Here is a 15,171-nt window from a genome sequence, read left to right on the forward strand (position 1 = left end):
CCCATCCGCACGCGCTCTACGCTTCGTCTTTGCGATAGGGACCAAGGTCGGTCAAGTCGGCAGAGTATTGTGTGATAAGCGCACGCTCCCTTTTGAGGAAACGTTCGACGGCGCGATGCAGGCCGGGGTCTGAAAGCCAGTGGGCGGAATAGGTTTCGACGGGGAGGTAGCCGCGCGCCAACTTGTGCTCGCCTTGCGCGCCCGCCTCGACGCGCGCCAGTTTGCGGCTGATCGCGAAATCGATGGCCTGATAGTAGCAGATCTCGAAATGCAGCGCGGGATGCTGTTCGGTTGCGCCCCAGTAGCGGCCGTAGAGGCAATCGCCGCCGATGAGATTCAGGGCTCCCGCGATGTAGCGCCCGTCACGCTTCGCCAGGACGAGCAGGCAGCTTTCGGGCATCGTCCGTCCGAGTTCGGAGAAGGATGCGCGGTTGAGGTAGGGCCTCCCCCACTTGCGGTTGCCGGTGTCCATGTAGAAGTCGAACATCGCGTCCCAGTGCGCATTTGTGATGTCGCTGCCTGTGATGTGCTCGATCTCGATTCCCGGTGCGACGGCGGTCTGGCGCTCTTTTCGTATCGCTTTGCGTTTGCGCGATGCGAGGCTCACGAGAAAATCATCGAAAGACGTGTAGTCGCGGTTCTGCCAATGGAACTGCTGGCCGGTGCGCGTCAGAAATCCGAGCGCGCGCAGGCGTTCGGCGGTTTCGGCGGAGAGAAACGTCAGATGCACGGACGAAAGCCCGCCCTGGCGCGCAAGCTCGATGGCGGCGGTGGCAAGGAGTTGTTCATCGGCGTTGGCCCGCGGGCCGGGCTTCACAAGAAGCCGTGGTCCCGGGACGGGCGTGAACGGAACGGCGATCTGCAGCTTCGGATAATAATGTCCTCCGGCCTGCTCGTAGGCTTCCGCCCAGCCGTGGTCGAAAACGTATTCGCCCTGACTATGCGATTTGACGTAGGCGGGCGCTGCGGCGGCGATCGCGCCCGTTTCATCTTCAAGAATGAGATGTCGTGGAATCCAGCCGCTTGCTCGGCCGACCGCATTCGAATCTTCCAGCGCCTTCAAGAACGCATGAGAGACAAACGGATTGAACGCGGATGGATCGGGATTTGCGCAGGCGTCCCATTGAGCAGCATCGACGGCTGCAATGGACGGTACGAATTTTACAACGGCGTCGGGTGAAGTCGGCATGACCTAACGAATGAACCGGACACAACGATTTTATGCAACGGCGGAGTGGAAGATAAAAGGGCCTCGAAGGCAGATCAGGTGTGCATCGATAGGCATGTCTCTTGAAACGCGATGTTCCGATGCTCGGTTAAGGTTCGAATCCCTCGAAAATCATCGCGTCGGCGGAACTCGCCGCAATGCGCCGCTGTTTCGCGGTCCGAACCGTCCAGGTGAACAGGGGCAGGCCTTGAACTAGGCGCGCGTATTCCGTGACCGGTGTCGGAAGCGCATTCACATCGTAGGCGTAGAAATCCGGCGTGACGGGGCCGGATTCCAACAGATCGCGCAGCGCGGCTCCCCGCTTCGCGCTGATTTTGCGCGACCACCATCCGGAACCGATGTACGTGCCCGAAATGATGCCTCGGGGAAGCTTGGGCGCCAGCGTGCGGATGACGGACATCACGGCGGGATCGAACGACATCAGCGCGATCGGCCCGCGATATGCGGATGCCGCCGCCGCGAGCTTGCCGAGAAACGATTTCTGTGGCGGATGCCATTCGCTCTTGATCTCGACGAGCAAGGGGACGCGTTCTGAAACCAGCTCGAGCAGTTCATCGAATGTCAGGATCGGCGCGCCGCCGACGCGATGGCGAAGAGATTGCAGCTGCCGTTCCGTGACTTTGGCGACCGGCCCGCGACCGGCGACGAGACGTGACAGCGCCTCGTCGTGAAACACGACCGGCAAGCCGTCGGCGGCCGGACGCACGTCGCATTCGATGCCGTAGCCCTTGGCGATCGCCGCCTCGAAGGCTGGACCAGTATTTTCGATGATCCCATGCTTCGCATTGTGCAGCCCGCGATGCGCAATGGGACGCAGGAATGTTGCACGGTCGAGCATGGTCTAGCGTATTTTCAAAATCGCATCGATTTCAACGCACGTGTTGAGCGGAAGGTTCGCGACGCCGATCGCGGACCGCGTATGCCGTCCTGCGTCGCCGAGGGTGGCGACGAGTAAGTCGGACGCTCCGTTGATTACGGTAGGCTGCTCGTAGAATCCGGGCGCGGAGGCGACAAATCCGGTTACCCGCAAAACCTGCACGACGCGGTCCAAGGTGCCGAGCGCGGCCTTGGCTTGAGCCAGAAGACTGAGGGCCGCGAAGCGGGCGGCGGTGCGGCCATCCTCTATTGAGACATCGCCTCCGAGGAGGCCTGTTAAGACGCGCCCGGTATGATCTTTTGCAATCTGGCCGGATATGAAAAGTTGGTCACCCGACACGATGTGAGGCACATAATTGGCGACGGGTTGCGGAGCTTCCGGGAGTTTCAGGCCCAGATCCGCAAGGCGCCGTTCGGCGTCCGACATGGCTTTTCCTTAGATTCCAGCGTAGGGGGCGAGAATTGGCCGTCGATGCGCCTCTTTGCAATGCCTTTATTGACCCATTAGATTGGGGCACTATGAAATGCCGCCCTTTTGGGAAAGAGAGCGAACGTCGATGATCAGCCGGTTTGAAATCAACGCCCGGAGCGCGTTCGCGGTTCTCGCCGGATTGGCGTGGAGCTATCCCGCCTTGGCGGAAGAGCCAGTGCATTTCGCGCCCCATCGCGCGGTCTATGAATTGTCGCTTGCCGATTCGAGCGCCGGGGCCGGTGTTTCGGGCGTTGCAGGCCGGATGGTGTACGAGCTGAACGGGTCGCCGTGCGACGGCTATACGCAGAACATGCGTTTCGTCACGGTGATGACCAATCAGGAAGGCACCGAAACGCTCAGCGATCTCCGGAATTCGAGCTGGGAAGATGCGGACGGCAAGAAGCTCAGGTTTTCTTCGACGCAGTATCAGAACGATGAACTGGCGGATGCGAGCCAGGGCGACGCCGCCCGCTCGAAAGGTGCGACGCCCGTCGTCGGCGTCGATCTCGTCAAGCCTTCGAAGAAGCGCGTCGCGCTGCCCAACGACATCTATTTTCCGATGCAGCACGCCTCGACGCTCGTGCAAGCGGCGAAGAACGGCGTCAAGCTTTTGACCGCCAATCTCTATGATGGCTCGGAGAAGGGCGAAAAGTATTACCTGACGAGCACCGCGATCGGGAATGAATATAAGCCCGGCGCCAAGCCGGTTTCGCCGGCTTTAAAGGGCGGCGACAAGCTCGCGGGCGTCGCGTCGTGGCCGATGTCGATCAGCTATTTCGATGCCGGCAAGGACCAGGAAGATCAGCTTCCTGCCTACGAGCTTTCGTTCCGGTATTTCGAGGATGGCGTCACCAGCGACTTGAAGATCGACTACGGTGAGTTCGCGATCAAGGGCGAGCTGAAGGAGCTGACGTTCCTCGATCCCGGCAAGTGCACGACGTCGGCCAGCACCCGATAAGTTGGATTATCGTTACGATCGGCTGAATCGTCTTGGGTGAGCAACTCCGGATGGGGCGCCTTGATGTTCAAGCCTGCCCGCCGAGCAAGGCGTACGCCGGGCCTATCGCGACGGGATCAATCCCGGCCTCCTGGCAAAACGCCAGCAGCAGGCTTTCATCGCCGAGCATATACTCGAGCGTCGCGGCCTGAAATTCCCGGTTTTTCGCCTCGGCACGCAGCTGTCCCGCGTCGCTACCCGTCAGAGACAGGAAGCGCGATACCCGCTGCGGATCGTCGGCCAGAAACCCCAACGCCTGCAATGCGATTGTCTCGGCGTCGTCGAGGGACAGTCGATCGGGTCTTAAGCGAGGCATGCGCGTCCTGCTGTTAACTGTTGGTTACGGCTTTTGGCGTCAAAGTAGGTCAATGGTTTAGCCAAGAATCGGTGCACAAACTGCCATAGGGAGCGTGGGCGGTTGCCATGACGTATCAGGAAACGAGAACCAACGTCGAGCGGCGCGGAGCGGATCCGCGCGTGGCGACGCAATCGGTCCTGATCGTCGAGGACAATGAGCTCAACATGAAGCTCTTCAACGATCTGCTGGCGGCACACGGTTACAAGACGATCCAGACGCGCAACGGGTTCGAAGCTCTGGAACTGGCGCGCAAGCATCGCCCCGATCTCATTCTGATGGACATTCAGCTGCCTGAGGTCTCCGGGCTCGAGGTTACGAAATGGCTCAAGGACGATGACGAACTGTGCCGAATTCCGGTCGTCGCCGTTACCGCGTTCGCAATGAAAGGCGATGAGGAGCGGATCAGGTCGGGCGGCTGCGAAGCTTATGTCTCCAAGCCGATTTCGGTCATGACCTTTCTTGAGACCGTCCGCAAGTTCATAGGTCCGTCGAAATCGTAAGGCTCCATGACCGCCCGCGTACTCGTAGTCGATGACATTCTCGCTAACGTGAAGCTTCTCGAAGCGCGGCTGCAAGCCGAGTATTTCGAGGTCTTAACGGCGAACAGCGGCCGGCAGGCGCTTGATCTGCTGGAGCGCGAAAGCGTCGACGTCGTGCTGCTTGACGTCATGATGCCTGGAATGGACGGGTTTGAAACCTGCCGCCACATCAAGGCCAGCCACGCGACCCATCACATTCCCGTCGTCATGGTCACCGCGCTCGATCAGCCCTCCGACAAGGTGCAGGGGCTGGAAAGCGGCGCGGATGATTTTCTGACGAAGCCTGTCGACGATATTGCATTGGTGACGCGCGTTAAAAATCTTGCGCGCCTGAAGATGCTCAACGACGAAATGATGATGCGAGCCTCGACCGGCCGCGACATGGGCATTCCCGATGACGGTTCCTATGCCCGCGCGCTGTCGGCGCGCTCCGGCCGCGTGTTGCTCGTCGACGATCATCCGCGTTCGGCAGCGCGGTTGCTTGAGGTTCTCTCGAAAGGCAACGACGCTTTTGCCGAACGCGATATGCATGCGGCGCTGACCAAGCTCACGGAAAGCAATTTCGACCTGCTGGTCGTCAGCCTGTCGCTGCAGGACGCCGACGGACTGCGGCTGTGCTCGCAAGTGCGCTCGCTCGAACGCACGCGACACTTGCCGATCATCATGCTGGTGGAGCCTGGCGACGAGGCGCGACTGCTGCGCGGGCTCGACATGGGTGTGAACGACTATCTGATGCGCCCGATTGATCGGCATGAGCTGCTCGCGCGCGTCAAAACGCAGATCAAGCGCAAGCGGCACTCCGATTTTTTGCGACACCGGCTGGCGGAAAGCGTCGAGCTGTCGGTCACCGATTCCCTGACCGGGTTGCACAATCGCCGCTACATGGAGGGGCATCTCAGGACGCTCGTCTCGGAATCCATTCGCACCGGGCGAAGCTTGTCGATGCTGGTTGCGGACATCGATCACTTCAAGGCGGTTAACGACTCGCACGGCCACGATGCGGGCGATGCGGTGCTGAAAGAATTTGCGGTACGGCTGAAGCGCAATACGCGTGGCGTCGATCTTGCCTGCCGGCTCGGAGGCGAGGAGTTCGTCATCATCATGCCGGACACCGATCTCGAACGCGCGTATCAGATCGGCGAGCGTCTGCGGGCGTGTGTTGCCGCGGATGAGTTCGCGCTCGATGGCGGGCAGAGCGTGCGCGTGACGGCGAGCGTCGGTATCGGGACGCTCGAGAACCCGCAAGATACGCCCGAGTCGATGTTCAAGCGTGCTGACAACGCGCTTTATACGGCCAAGCGGCGCGGGCGGAACCGGGTCGTCTCCGACGCGGCATAGCCATCGCAGGAGCACGCTAGCCTCGCGCGGGCAACGCTAAATTCTTGAGTGAGCCGCAGAGCCGTCAAGGAAAAGGCTCATATTTCCGAGACATTAGCGCAGCCAGCATTGATCCGGTCTGGCGAATCGTGACTACCAGGCAACAGGTAAAGCAGTTCTTGCATTCTGCACCGTTATCTGGCACCAAATACCGGATTGACACGGGGGGCCACGAGAAATCGAAGCCTTTACGTCATGTTGCCCGCTTAGGGCTGGATGGCGTTCTATGTTCCCGAGCTGCTGGGCCCGCCGCATAGCCTTGCAGAACGGGGATGGATCGATCCGAGTGACCACGCGAGTGGCCTCCTCGAACGGTTGCAGAGGGTCGATCGTGAAGCTGGGTGAGGAACAACGCCCTCTTTGAACTTCGCCCGGTTGTGGCCAGGGTCGTGAAGCTGTCTCGGAACGATTTACCCCGCTGCCGAGTTTGCTTTCAGCCCTGGCCACTTTATGCGGCCAGCGACCCCAATCAATCTCAAACAAAAAAACGGAATTCCGAATGAGCGACGCGGGCTGAGCCCGTGCGCCGGATTACATAACAGCGATTACTTAATCTTGGTTTCCTTGAACTCGACGTGCTTGCGAGCGACGGGGTCATATTTCTTGAAAACAAGCTTTTCGGTCGATGTGCGCGGGTTCTTCTTCGTGACGTAGAAGAAGCCCGTTCCAGCGGACGACAATAACTTGATCTTTTGTGTAACTGGCTTTGCCATGGATCACGCTTAGAATGAAAAAAGGCTGAAACTAGTCAGCCGCAGAGGCGCAACATACGCGTGGAATTTTCTATGTCAAGGTGCAGGCTGCGGTAGTGTGCACGAGATCAGGGTGCGCTGAAAGCCGCAGGCATCCTCATGATAAAACGGCAAGTCGGCGCCGCTGAAATCCCCCTCTGACGTGCTTTGCAGGCGCAGAGAAACATCGTCCAGCACGAGCCGGGTGATGTTCGGGAGATCGAGCTTGCGAGCCGCGTCGAGCGTAAACCAATCGAGATCAAGCAATTCGCCGTCCGGCGCCGATTGGGCGTTGGCGACCGCCGCGCGTGATGCCGTGAAAAACCACGTATCGTAGCGACGGACGCGGCCGGGCGGGGTTATGGCGCGTGCCAAGGGATGAAGATGGATGGGGGCCGGCGCGTAGCCCGCGGCCGCGAACGCGGGCCAATGTTCGTTTTCAAGATCTCCCGTCGCACCCGCGCCAATCAGCAGTCCGGCTTCCTCAAAAAGTTCGCGCACGCCCGCCAATGCGAAAGGGCGGAGTTCAGCGGCAAGATCGCGGGGGAGATAAGACGTGTCGAACGAACGGGCGAAGGTCCGGTCGGCGGCATCGACTCGGCCGCCGGGAAAGACCCACTTGTCAGGAAGAAAAATCTGATCGGCGTGACGCCGGCCCATTAAAAGCGTCGGCTCCTCCGGCTTTGCGTAATCGATCACGATCACACACGCCGCGTCGCGAATTTCGACATCGTTCGCAGCCGCGAGGGGTGGGGACGTCTCGATCATTGTGCAACCGCGACTGACTTACGGCACCGCTTCCGGCTCGGACGGCGGAAGCCGCGACAGGCTCTCGTTGTCGAAGGCGGGGTTGCCGAAGCCGTGCATCCGAAGTGCCCACTGATAGCCGATGAGCGCGCCTTTCACGCGTGGCAGCAGCCAGAGGCTGAGCAACACCGTGGCAGGCAGCCAGATTGCCAGTTCGATCCACACCGCAGGCGAGAACATCCTTTCGGTTATCAGAATGCCGCCGACGACGACGTGGCCGGTGATCGTCATGACGAAATAGGGCGGGGCGTCGTCAGCGCGATGGTGAAACAATTCGGTGCCGCACGTCGCGCACACGTCGTTGACCTTGAGGAATTTTCCGTAAACGCGGCCGCTGCCGCAACACGGACATTTCTGTCGCCATCCGCGCTTCAGCGACTGCCAGACGTCGCGATGCGGCAGGCTCTCGTCGCCGGGCGCTGTTTCTTGTGCAAAATCAGACATGCTCATGGTGATGGGCGGTCCAGGCAATGTGGTCAAGGCATAGGCTATTTCTGCGACGTTATCGACGTCGCTGGAATTTGCCGAATCTTTTTCTCGGCCCACCGCGCAGGCCGGCCTTGAGCGCCGCGAAATTTCCGCGCGAGGCGGGCGTCAGCATTTCAAATCGCAGTGCTCCGGCGGAGGGAATGGCCTCGAGCAGCCGCACCTCGACCGTATCGCCAAGGCGGTAGCCGGCGCCGGTTCGTGCGCCGACGAGGGCGTGCGACGCCTCGATGTGATGGTAGTAGTCGTCGCCGAGGCTCGAAATCGGGATATATCCGTCAGCGCCGGTGTCCTTGAGGCGCACGAACAGCCCCGAGCGCGTCACGCCTGCAACGCGTGCGTGGAACGTCGTACCGATGCGATCGGCGAGGTGGGCGGCGATGAGGCGGTCCGTCGTTTCGCGTTCGGCCGACATGGCGCGCCGCTCGGTATCGGAGATCGCTTTTGCAACGCTCGCGAGGCGCGGGATTTCCTCGTCCGTCAGGCCGTCGGCTCCGAGGTCCAACGCGCGGATCAGCGCGCGATGAACGATGAGGTCGGCGTAGCGGCGAATGGGCGAGGTGAAGTGCGCATAGCGCACGAGGTTCAGTCCGAAGTGGCCGATGTTCTTCGGCGCGTATTCGGCCTGCGATTGCGAGCGCAGGATCACCTCACTGATGAGATCGGGCACCGGCAGCGACTTCGCCTGTTCGAGAACCTTGTTGAACGCTTCCGGCCTGAGGGCGCCCGCGTGCGGGACCTTCATGTCGAGCGTTTCGAGGAAGTCGCGCAGGCCCTTTAATTTTTCCGCGCTCGGCGCATCGTGCACGCGGTAGACGAGGGGCAGCCGCTTTTCTTCGAGCGTTTCGGCGGCCGCGACGTTCGCCTGGATCATGAATTCTTCGATGAGCCGGTGCGCTTCGAGACGTTCTGGCGTGACGACGCGCGCGACGCGGCCTTTATCGTCGAGGACGATCCTGCGCTCCGGCAGGTCTAGGTCCAAGGGGCCGCGCTTGTTGCGCGCAACGGCAACGGCGCGATAGGCCGCCCAGAGCGGCTTCAGAGCGCGCTCCATCAGCGGTTCGCATTTCTCTGAAGGCTGCCCGTCGATCGCGGCCTGCGCTTCCTGATAAGAGAGCTTGGCGGCCGAGCGCATCATCGCGCGGACGAATTTATGACGCCGCTTCTCGCCGTGGCGGTCGAAAACCATATGCACCGCGAGGCAGGCGCGCTCTTCGCCTTCGCGCAGCGAGCAAAGGTCGTTGGAAATCTTCTCCGGCAGCATCGGCACGACGCGATCCGGGAAGTAGACCGAGTTGCCGCGCAACTGCGCCTCTCGATCGACCTTGGAATCGGGGCGGATATAGTGCGCGACGTCGGCAATTGCGACGGTCACGATGAAGCCGCCCTCGTTCTTGGGATCGCTGTCGAGTTCGGCATGAACGGCGTCGTCGTGATCGCGCGCATCGATGGGATCGATCGTCAGAAGCGGAACCGCGCGCAGGTCTTCGCGGCGATCCATCGTCGGAGGCGAGAGTGTCTCACACTCCTTCATCACACTTTCCGGGAAGTCCTCGGGAATGCCGTGCGCGTGGATCGCGATCAACGAAATCTGGCGTTGATCGTCGGGATTGCCGAGGCTTTCGACGATCTCGGCGCCTGGTGTCGCAAATTTTCCGCGCCGGACGAGTTCGAAACGGACGAGATCGCCATCGCTTGCTCCGCCCATATCGTCGGGCAGGATCGGCCAGCTTTTCAGTTCCTTGCGGTCGATCGGCTCGATCGTGCCGCCGCCGCGCTTCGAGGTCCGGAAGATGCCGAGCAGACGCCGTTTTTCCTTCGGCAGCTTTTTGATCGGTGTCGCTTCATAGAAACTGCCGCCACTGCCGCGCGGCAGTTTCGTGAGCTTAGCAAGAACCCGGTCGCCGATGCCGATGTCATTATCGGAGGAGCGCGCCGATAGCGACAGACGGACGGTCGGGCGCTTGCCCTCGTCTTCGTCCCAGTGCAACGGTTTCGCGATCAGATCGCCGTCGCCGTCGCGGCCGGTGACTTCGAGCGTCGTGACGGGCGGCAGCTTGCCCTTTTCCTTGAGGTGCTTCCTGTCGCCGGTAAGCGTGCCGTCGGCCGCCATCTCGGCGAGGATGCGTTTCAGCGCGATGCGCGCTCCGCCCGAGACGCCGAACGCGCGCGCGATCTCGCGCTTACCCGCCTTGCCTTGCGCGGAGTTCAGGAATTCGAGAATCTGCTCTTTGCTCGGCAGACCGCGATCGGTGGTAGCACGCGACGTGGCGTGCGGTTTTCCGTGCGGGGTCTTCCCTCGTGATTTCTGCTTCAGGCTTTGGCCTTTGCGAGTTTCTTGGCCGCCGGTTTGGCAGCTGTCTTCTTGGCTGGAGCCGCCTTCTTCGCCGCTGCCTGTTTCGCTGTGCGTTTCGCCGCGGGCGCTGCTTCTTCCTTGGCGGCCTTCGCGGCTTTGGCTGCCTTGGGCTTAGGAGACGCACGCGATGCCTTCGATTTCTTGCCGCCGCCGTTGGCGATCCGCTCGGCGATCAGGGCCACAGCTTCATCCATCGTCAATGATGCCGGGTCCTTGCCGCGAGGCACCGTAGCGTTGTTCTTATTGTGCGTGACGTAAGGACCGTAGCGGCCTTCGAGGACCTGCACCGGGCCGCCTTCGCTCGGATGCGCGCCAAGGTCTTTCAGAACCTTGGGAGCATTGCGCTGGAAACGGCTCTTGCCGCCGCCCGCGCGCTTTTCGGCAAGCAGCGTCACGGCGTGATTGATGCCGATCGTAAAGACGTCTTCGGTGCTTCCGAGATTGACGTAGGTCTTGGCGCCGTCGTGCTCGTGCAGAATGAAGGGGCCGAAGCGGCCGAGGCTCGCCGTGATCATGCCGCCTTCGGTCGGATGCAAGCCGACGTCGCGCGGCAGCGACAGAAGCTGCATCGCCTTCTCGAAGTCGAGCGTCGCTGCGTCGATGCCCTTCGGAATGCTGGAGCGTTTCGGCTTCTCGTCGCCCGCGGCTTCGCCGAGCTGGATGTAAGGACCGAAGCGGCCGGTGCGCAGCGTCACGGCAACGCCGTCGTCATTATAGCCGAGCACCTTGCCGTCGAGCGCTGCTTCGCCATTGTTGGCGCTCTGGGAAAGCTGGCGCGTATAGTTGCACTCCGGATAGTTTCCGCAGCCGATGAAGGCGCCGTATTTTCCTGAAATCTTGAGGCTAAGGCGTCCTTGCGCGCACTTCGGGCAGAGGCGCGGATCGCTGCCGTCTCCCTTGTCGGGGAAGACGTGCGGCCCGAGCATCTCGTTCAAGGCTTCAAGGACGTCGCCGACTCGCAGATCCTTGATCTCGCCGACGGAAGCAATGAATTGCCGCCAGAAATCCCTGAGTACGTCCTTGTACGCAAGATCGTTGTTGGAGATCAGGTCGAGCTTTTCTTCAAGCTCCGCCGTGAAATCGTATTCGACGTAGCGTTTGAAGAAGCTTTCGAGGAAGGCGATGACGAGACGGCCCTTGTCCTCCGGAACGAGGCGCTTTTTTTCCATCCGGACATAGTCGCGATCGACGAGCACGGCCATCGTCGACGCGTAGGTCGAAGGCCGGCCGATGCCGAGTTCTTCCATGCGCTTGACGAGCGTCGCTTCGGAAAAGCGCGGCGGCGGCTGCGTGAAGTGCTGGTCCGCGCTGATGTCCTTGTCTTTGAGATGATCGCCTTCGGTGAGCGCCGGCAGGCGGCGATCTTCGTCTTCGCCTTCCTGGTCGTCCTTGCCCTTCTCGATGTAGCGGAAGCGGTCGTCGCGGCCTTCCTCGTAAACTTTCAGAAAACCGTCGAACAGCAGCACCGAGCCGTTGGCGCGAAGTCCATAATTTTTGCTATCGCTGCCCTTGGTCTCGATCTCGACGGCGGTTTGCTCGAAGTCGGCGGGTGCCATCTGGCTCGCGATGGTGCGCTTCCAGATCAGGTCGTAAAGCGCCGCCTGATCCTTTTCGAGGTATTTGCGGACCTGATCGGGCTTGCGGCGCGGATCGGTCGGACGAATGGCTTCGTGCGCTTCCTGCGCGTTCTTGGCTTTGGTTTTGTATTCGCGCGCGAACGGCGTGTACTGTTTGCCGTACTCGGACGAGATGACGTCGCGAATCTGGCTCACGGCTTCGGGCACGATCTGAACGCCGTCCGTTCGCATGTAGGTGATGAGGCCGACCGTCTCGCCGCCGATATCGACGCCTTCATAAAGACGCTGCGCGATCTGCATCGTCTGCTTGGCCGAGAAGCCGAGCTTGCGCGACGCATCCATCTGCACGGTCGAGGTCGTGAACGGCGGATAAGGGTTGCGCTTGGCGGCTTTCTTCTCGATCGATGCGATGCGGAAATCGCGGCCTTCGAGCGCGGACTTGATCGCGGTTGCCGAAGCCTCGTCCTTAATGTCGAGCTTCTTCAACGCCGTGCCTTCGATCGCCACGAGGCGCGTCTTGACGTCATCGCCCTTGCTGGTCGTCAGCAGCGCTTCGATCGTCCAGTATTCGTCGGTCTTGAAGGCTTCGATCTCGGCTTCGCGGTCGCAGACGAGGCGAAGCGCAACGGATTGCACGCGTCCGGCGGAGCGTGCGCCCGGCAGCTTGCGCCAGAGGACCGGCGACAGCGTGAAGCCCACGAGATAGTCGAGCGCCCGGCGCGCGAGGTAGGCCTCGACGAGCGGCTCGTCGATCTTGCGCGGCTCTTTCAGCGCGGCGAGGATCGACTGCTTGGTGATGGCGTTGAAGGCGACGCGCTCGACTTCGGTGCCTTTCTTCAGCGCCTTCTTGTGAGTGAGGATCTCGAGGATGTGCCAGGAGATCGCCTCGCCTTCGCGATCAGGGTCGGTTGCAAGGATCAACTTGTCGGCGTTCTTGAGCGCCTCCGCGATCTCACGCATGATCTTCTGGGATTTGCCGTCGACTTCCCAGTGCATCGCAAAATCTTGGTCGGGCTCGACCGATCCATCCTTCGCAGGAAGGTCACGGACGTGTCCGTAAGACGCGATAACTTTGTAGCCAGACCCCAAATACTTGTTGATCGTCTTGGCCTTAGCGGCGGATTCGACGATAACGACGTTCATGTGGCGTTTTCCGCTCCTGGCCCGTCTGGCCTCCGAGCCAGGTCGAGAATCTGCCGCTTACATCGGTGTCCACGCGGCGGGCGGGGAACATGGTTGATCGCCGCAGCGGTGTCAAATACCGGAATTGCTACCTAAGGTGATGTATGTTATAGATTGCAATCTAAAGAAGAACGAGGTAATTGACGTTCACTATGGTGATGATGCTCGACGTGAGGAAATTGGGGATGTCGGAGGCTCAAGCGCGCGTTCTATCTCCCGACCCAGAAAGGCGCGAGCGCCTTGAATATCTTGCAGATTTGCTGAGTGAGCTCAAGACGCTCGCCGAGCGCGAAAGATGCGCAAAGCTCCCCGATCTGATTGCGCAGTCACGAGAAGAAGCCATCGCGGAATCTCTTAAACGCTAGCTCACCGTAGATTTCAATGCGACGAGGCTAAGTCCTTGTCGCTCGATGCGGCCGGCCAGATCGAGTTCCAGAAGCGCAATCTGGACGCTTTGGATGGGAAGGCCGGTGGCACGGGCTATGGCATCGATCGCGATCGGCGCCGGGCCTAACGCCGTCAGGACCGCGTCCATGTCTTCCGGGCCGCCCGATCCACGCCGAGGGTGGGGCGAGGGTGAAATGGGCCGCGGCGCGGGCTGATCTGCTGTAATACGTGGAGAGAATTCTGCATCGCTCGAAGGCTCGCGAAATGTCGGCTGACCAATAATCGGCTGCAGGACCTCGATCACTTCCTGCGGCTCGGTGACAAGCGTCGCGCCCTGCTTGAGCAGGCGATTGGTGCCTTCGGCGCGCGGATCGAGCGGATTGCCCGGCAGCGCGAAAACCTCGCGTCCAAGGTCGTTGGCATAGCGAGCTGTCGTCAGCGTTCCAGAACGCAAAGCCGCCTCGACGATGATGACGCCGTAAGCGAGCCCGGCGATGAACCGGTTGCGCCTTGGGAAATCTTTTTCACGCGGGTTGAAGCCGGGCGGACGATCCGTGGCAAGGCACCCATTCTCACCGATGACACGTTGAAGGTCGGCATGCTCGCGCGGGTAGACCCAATCGATTCCTCCGGCGAGAACGGCGATTGTCCCGGACGCCAGCGAGGCTTCGTGTGCTGCGCGGTCGATCCCGCGCGCGAGGCCTGACACGACGACGAGACCGGCTTCTCCCAAGTCGTGGCCAAAACGCCGCGCGAGCTGCGCGCCTGCGGCCGAGCATTGGCGCGATCCGACGATGGCGACGGCAGGCTTATTCAAAAGCTCGAGCCGGCCTTTCACATAGAGCATTGGCGGCGGCGCATCGATGCGCGCCAGCATGGCCGGATATCCGGGCTCGATCGTGAATAACGGCGTGGCACCGCAGCGGCGGGCATTTTCGAGTTCCTGCTCGGCTTCGGCGAGTGGGCAAATGCGAACGGGCCGCCCAAACCCGCCACGACGGGAAAGCTCCGGCAATGCTTCGAGCGCGTTCTGAGCGCCGCCGAAATGATTGATCAGTTCGCGGAAGGTGACAGGTCCGACGTTCTCGGACCGGATCAGTCGCAGGCACGCGACGCGCTCGGCTTCGGAAAGCTGCGCCGTCGGCAAGGGTGCGGGATTGAATAACTCGGACTGCTCAGGCCTTGGCACCGATCTTCGGCTCCTCGCCCGCCAGAAGCCTGCGGATGTTTCCGCGGTGCTTGATGAGGATGATCGCGGCCATCAGCGCCGATACGATCGCGATTTCATTGTAGCCAAGAACGTATGCCGCGACCGGAACGGCGACCGTTGCGACGAGCGCCGCGAGGGATGAGATCCGCGTCGTTGCGGCGACAGCGAGCCAGACGATCGCGAAGATCGCCGCCAGTTGCCACGCGAGTGCAATCAGCACGCCGAGGAAAGTCGCGACGCCCTTTCCACCTTTGAATTTCAGCCAGACCGGAAAAATATGTCCGAGCAGGGCTCCAAAGCCCGCGACGGTCGCGGCGGTCGGCCCGAACGCCGCGTGCGCGATCAGAACCGCGGCTGCGCCTTTTGCGGCGTCGAGCAGGAGCGTGGCGGCGGCGAGACCCTTGCGTCCGGTCCGCAGCACGTTCGTTGCGCCGATATTTCCCGATCCGATCTGGCGGACGTCTCCGAGGCCCGCGAGGCGCGTCAGCAGCAGACCAAACGGAATGGAACCCAAGGCATATCCGAGGCCGAATGCGATTAGCAGCACGGGGAGGGACGAGGGGGCCATGCGTCGCGTGAATTCCGTTG

Annotated in this window: 15 protein-coding genes; 4 read left to right on the top strand and 11 right to left on the bottom strand. The window is 61.3% G+C overall.

The window, feature by feature from the left end; genetic code table 11:
• Positions 1-16: 16 nt before the first annotated feature.
• The 3 genes from WC026_RS10895 to WC026_RS10905 all read right to left on the bottom strand — a co-directional run bounded on the left by WC026_RS10895 (position 17) and on the right by WC026_RS10905 (position 2,531).
• Complete coding sequence (locus WC026_RS10895) at positions 17-1,189, bottom strand: GNAT family N-acetyltransferase (RefSeq protein WP_372710968.1); 1,173 nt, start codon at positions 1,187-1,189, stop codon at positions 17-19.
• Between the two features lie 127 nt (positions 1,190-1,316).
• Positions 1,317-2,066 (bottom strand): glycerophosphodiester phosphodiesterase family protein, encoded by a 750-nt coding sequence (locus WC026_RS10900; RefSeq protein ID WP_372710969.1) that lies wholly within the window; start codon positions 2,064-2,066, stop codon positions 1,317-1,319.
• 3 nt (positions 2,067-2,069) lie between these two features.
• Positions 2,070-2,531, bottom strand: a complete 462-nt coding sequence (locus WC026_RS10905) for a RidA family protein (RefSeq protein ID WP_372710970.1) — start codon at positions 2,529-2,531, stop codon at positions 2,070-2,072.
• A gap of 130 nt (positions 2,532-2,661) precedes the next feature.
• Here WC026_RS10905 and WC026_RS10910 point away from each other — a divergent pair, with 130 nt between their 5' ends.
• Complete coding sequence (locus WC026_RS10910) at positions 2,662-3,534, top strand: cell envelope integrity EipB family protein (protein WP_372710971.1); 873 nt, start codon at positions 2,662-2,664, stop codon at positions 3,532-3,534.
• A 67-nt stretch (positions 3,535-3,601) separates the two neighbouring features.
• Here WC026_RS10910 and WC026_RS10915 read toward each other — a convergent pair whose 3' ends face one another.
• Positions 3,602-3,889: a DUF3572 domain-containing protein gene (locus WC026_RS10915; protein ID WP_372710972.1), complete on the bottom strand. Its 288-nt coding sequence runs from the start codon at positions 3,887-3,889 to the stop codon at positions 3,602-3,604.
• Positions 3,890-3,996: 107 nt separating this feature from the next.
• Here WC026_RS10915 and WC026_RS10920 point away from each other — a divergent pair, with 107 nt between their 5' ends.
• A complete protein-coding gene (locus WC026_RS10920) occupies positions 3,997-4,431 on the top strand; it encodes a response regulator (RefSeq protein WP_372710973.1) in 435 nt (144 codons plus the stop codon).
• Positions 4,432-4,437: 6 nt separating this feature from the next.
• Positions 4,438-5,808 (top strand): PleD family two-component system response regulator, encoded by a 1,371-nt coding sequence (locus WC026_RS10925; protein ID WP_372710975.1) that lies wholly within the window; start codon positions 4,438-4,440, stop codon positions 5,806-5,808.
• A gap of 584 nt (positions 5,809-6,392) precedes the next feature.
• Here the strand turns inward: WC026_RS10925 and rpmG are convergent.
• The 5 genes from rpmG to topA all read right to left on the bottom strand — a co-directional run bounded on the left by rpmG (position 6,393) and on the right by topA (position 12,947).
• Complete coding sequence (rpmG, locus tag WC026_RS10930) at positions 6,393-6,560, bottom strand: 50S ribosomal protein L33 (protein WP_013214665.1); 168 nt, start codon at positions 6,558-6,560, stop codon at positions 6,393-6,395.
• 75 nt (positions 6,561-6,635) lie between these two features.
• Positions 6,636-7,346 carry an NUDIX hydrolase gene (locus WC026_RS10935; RefSeq protein WP_372710976.1) on the bottom strand — a complete coding sequence of 237 codons (711 nt, stop codon included), beginning with the start codon at positions 7,344-7,346 and terminating at the stop codon, positions 6,636-6,638.
• 18 nt (positions 7,347-7,364) lie between these two features.
• A complete protein-coding gene (locus WC026_RS10940; protein ID WP_372710977.1) occupies positions 7,365-7,835 on the bottom strand; it encodes a DUF983 domain-containing protein in 471 nt (156 codons plus the stop codon).
• 52 nt (positions 7,836-7,887) lie between these two features.
• Complete coding sequence (rnr, locus tag WC026_RS10945) at positions 7,888-10,188, bottom strand: ribonuclease R (RefSeq protein WP_372711012.1); 2,301 nt, start codon at positions 10,186-10,188, stop codon at positions 7,888-7,890.
• Complete coding sequence (gene topA, locus WC026_RS10950; protein WP_372710978.1) at positions 10,185-12,947, bottom strand: type I DNA topoisomerase; 2,763 nt, start codon at positions 12,945-12,947, stop codon at positions 10,185-10,187. Before topA ends, rnr begins: the two co-directional genes overlap by 4 nt.
• A 191-nt stretch (positions 12,948-13,138) precedes the next feature.
• On the opposite strand from topA, the gene WC026_RS10955 reads away from it, so the two are divergent.
• Positions 13,139-13,351: a nodulation protein NolW gene (locus WC026_RS10955; protein WP_372710979.1), complete on the top strand. Its 213-nt coding sequence runs from the start codon at positions 13,139-13,141 to the stop codon at positions 13,349-13,351.
• On the opposite strand, the gene dprA is transcribed toward WC026_RS10955, so the two are convergent.
• Entirely contained in the window at positions 13,348-14,562 is a 1,215-nt protein-coding gene (gene dprA, locus WC026_RS10960) for a DNA-processing protein DprA (protein ID WP_372710981.1), read from the bottom strand. The genes WC026_RS10955 and dprA overlap by 4 nt on opposite strands.
• Positions 14,549-15,151 (bottom strand): glycerol-3-phosphate 1-O-acyltransferase PlsY, encoded by a 603-nt coding sequence (gene plsY / locus WC026_RS10965; RefSeq protein ID WP_372710982.1) that lies wholly within the window; start codon positions 15,149-15,151, stop codon positions 14,549-14,551. The genes dprA and plsY overlap by 14 nt, the downstream gene beginning before the upstream one ends.
• Between the last annotated feature and the right edge of the window lie 20 nt (positions 15,152-15,171).

The organism is Hyphomicrobium sp. (genome assembly GCF_041674905.1).
In the GTDB taxonomy this organism is placed as follows: Bacteria; Pseudomonadota; Alphaproteobacteria; order Rhizobiales; family Hyphomicrobiaceae; genus Hyphomicrobium_B.

Coding starts and splice junctions, on each gene's coding strand:
- WC026_RS10895 (WP_372710968.1), bottom strand. CDS start 1,189: ATGCCGACTTCACCCGACGCCGTTGTAAAATTCGTACCGTCCATTGCA.
- WC026_RS10900 (WP_372710969.1), bottom strand. CDS start 2,066: ATGCTCGACCGTGCAACATTCCTGCGTCCCATTGCGCATCGCGGGCTG.
- WC026_RS10905 (WP_372710970.1), bottom strand. CDS start 2,531: ATGTCGGACGCCGAACGGCGCCTTGCGGATCTGGGCCTGAAACTCCCG.
- WC026_RS10910 (WP_372710971.1), top strand. CDS start 2,662: ATGATCAGCCGGTTTGAAATCAACGCCCGGAGCGCGTTCGCGGTTCTC.
- WC026_RS10915 (WP_372710972.1), bottom strand. CDS start 3,889: ATGCCTCGCTTAAGACCCGATCGACTGTCCCTCGACGACGCCGAGACA.
- WC026_RS10920 (WP_372710973.1), top strand. CDS start 3,997: ATGACGTATCAGGAAACGAGAACCAACGTCGAGCGGCGCGGAGCGGAT.
- WC026_RS10925 (WP_372710975.1), top strand. CDS start 4,438: ATGACCGCCCGCGTACTCGTAGTCGATGACATTCTCGCTAACGTGAAG.
- rpmG (WP_013214665.1), bottom strand. CDS start 6,560: ATGGCAAAGCCAGTTACACAAAAGATCAAGTTATTGTCGTCCGCTGGA.
- WC026_RS10935 (WP_372710976.1), bottom strand. CDS start 7,346: ATGATCGAGACGTCCCCACCCCTCGCGGCTGCGAACGATGTCGAAATT.
- WC026_RS10940 (WP_372710977.1), bottom strand. CDS start 7,835: ATGAGCATGTCTGATTTTGCACAAGAAACAGCGCCCGGCGACGAGAGC.
- topA (WP_372710978.1), bottom strand. CDS start 12,947: ATGAACGTCGTTATCGTCGAATCCGCCGCTAAGGCCAAGACGATCAAC.
- WC026_RS10955 (WP_372710979.1), top strand. CDS start 13,139: ATGGTGATGATGCTCGACGTGAGGAAATTGGGGATGTCGGAGGCTCAA.
- plsY (WP_372710982.1), bottom strand. CDS start 15,151: ATGGCCCCCTCGTCCCTCCCCGTGCTGCTAATCGCATTCGGCCTCGGA.